Origin of the sequence: Methylobacterium sp. Leaf118, assembly GCF_920984675.1 — a bacterium.
Lineage (GTDB): Bacteria > Pseudomonadota > Alphaproteobacteria > Rhizobiales > Beijerinckiaceae > Methylobacterium.
Window position 1 is genome coordinate 1 of sequence record NZ_CAKLBV010000131.1, and the last position, 2,158, is coordinate 2,158.

2 pseudogenes are annotated in these 2,158 nt (G+C 73.6%); one reads left to right on the plus strand and one right to left on the minus strand.

The annotated features are described in order from the left end of the window. Nucleotides 1-222: pseudogene (locus tag LW587_RS23835) on the minus strand (Hpt domain-containing protein); the annotation flags it as partial. 334 nt (nucleotides 223-556) lie between these two features. Here LW587_RS23835 and LW587_RS23840 point away from each other — a divergent pair. Further along, nucleotides 557-2,158 (plus strand): annotated as a pseudogene (locus LW587_RS23840) (hypothetical protein); the annotation flags it as partial.

The following is a 2,158-nucleotide window of genomic DNA, read 5'->3' on the forward strand; positions in this document are numbered from 1 at the left end:
GCTCGCCACCGCCACCCGGACGGCGCCGACGCCGAGGGCGGCGCCCTTCAAGGTATGGGCGAGGTCGGCCCGGTCCGCGGACGGCCGGTCGGCCTCCAGGATCGCCGGCAGGAGGCGGCGGCATTGCCCCACGAACAGGCCCAGCACCTCGCGGGCGAGGTCGGCCTCGCCGAAGGTCTGCGCGGCGAGGTGGTCGCGGTCGATCAGGGGATGGGCGCTCATGTCCGGTCTCCGCGGATCGGCGTGGAATCGGGGCCCGCCGCGCCGGGACGGCCAGCCGCCTGTGGGCGGCGGGCGCTATCCACAGCGCAGGGCGGGCGCGGGCGTACCGGTTTAAGCCCCGGCGCGTCAGAACTTGAAGACGACGCCCCGCGCCAGGCCCCGGCTTGGTAACCATTCCGTTAAGGTTTTATGGGGGCGCCGCCGGGTTCGGGTATCCGCGGCGGGACCTGAACGACTAAGGTGCCCGTGCCAAACGGGTAAATCCGTCTTCGCTGCGGAGGGCCGCCTCGTGCGCCCCGGAGCGGAAGACGGCGATGCGTAACGAGGCGTGTGCATGGCCACCGACAAGAAGCTGAAAGATCCGGCGGAGGCCGCTCTCTCCGCGATCGAGCAGGCTTTGAATCTGGACATCCCGGTCGCGGGGGAGAACACCCGCGTCGAGCCGCGCCTTCCCGACGTCGGCGACGTCGATCCCCTGTCCGATCCCCTGGACGGGGCGAACGGGCGCCGGATCCCCACCCTCGACCTCGACGGGCCGGGCTCCGAGCTGCCCCCGCCCGAGCGCGGGCCCTCGCGCCGCGAGGGCGGCCTGCTGCCGCCCGACCGCTCCCTTGTCGCCAACGACGACCGCCTCAACATCGGCATCCTCCAGCAGACACTGCGGGTGCGCCCCTCGCGCAAGCCCTACCTCGTCGCGGGCATCGCCTCCTTCCTCTGGCTCAACGGCCTCGTGGCGCTCGCCTGGAACCAGTCCGGCGGCGACCTGAAGGCCTTCATCACCGGACTCACCGCGCTCCAGGCCGCCGTGGTGGCGACCGCCGTGGCGGGCCCGATCGTGCTGTTCCTGATCACCGCGATGCTCGCGGTGCGCGCCCACGAGATGCGCCTCGTCGCCCGCGCGGTCGGCGAGGTCGCGATCCGGCTGGCCGAGCCGGAGAGCTTCTCCACCGACGCCGTCCTGACCATGTCGCAGACGGTCCGCCGCGAGGTCGCCGCGGTCGGCGACGGCGTCGAGCGGGCTTTGGCCCGGGCGGGCGAGCTCGAGACCCTCGTGCGCGGGGAGATCTCAACCCTGGAGCGGGCCTATTCGGACAACGAGATCCGCATCCGCACCCTCGTCGACGAGCTCGTCGCCCAGCGCGAATCGATCGTGGCCAATGCCGACCGGGTGCGCGGCGCGATCACCGGCTCGCACGAGAACCTGTCGAGCGAGCTCGACGGCGCCGCCGCACGCATCGTGGCGGCCATCAACGGCGCGGGCGAGCGGGTCACCACCGCCCTCGACGAGCGCGGCGTGGCGATCACGACCGCCCTCGACGCGCGCAGCACCGCGATCACGACCGCCCTCGGCGAAGTCGGCGACCGGGTCGTCGGCAACGTCTCGACCCAGGGCGACGACCTGATCCGCCAGCTCTCCGCCACCAGCGACGGCGTCCGCGGCGGCCTGGAGGCGATCGGCACCGGACTGACCGCCGCCCTCCAGCAGCGGGCCGACGAGGTCACCCAGGCCTTCGAGCGCACCGGTGGGGCTCTGACCCGGACGCTGGCCGACAATGCCGGCACCGTGTCGCGCTCCCTCACCGAGACCGGCACCACCCTGATCGAGGCCCTCGACCGCCAGGGCGGCAGCGTGCGCCAGACCTTCGAGCGCTCGGCCCGGACCCTCGAGGAGACCTTCCTGACCCGCGGCACCGAACTCGCCGACCGCTTCGCCCAGACCGGTGGGACCATCACCGCGCGCTTCGCCGAGACCGGCGAGGGCCTGCGCCAGCAATTCGCGGCGACCGGCACCGGCATTGCCGACGACATCGCCGCCCGCGGCGCCCGCCTGCGCACCGAGATCGAGACGGCGGGCGCGGGTGTGTCCGAGCTGATCGAGGGCCGCGGCCGCGACGCCCAGGCCGCCCTGGCGCTCGCCGCCGGCGGCGTCGCCCAG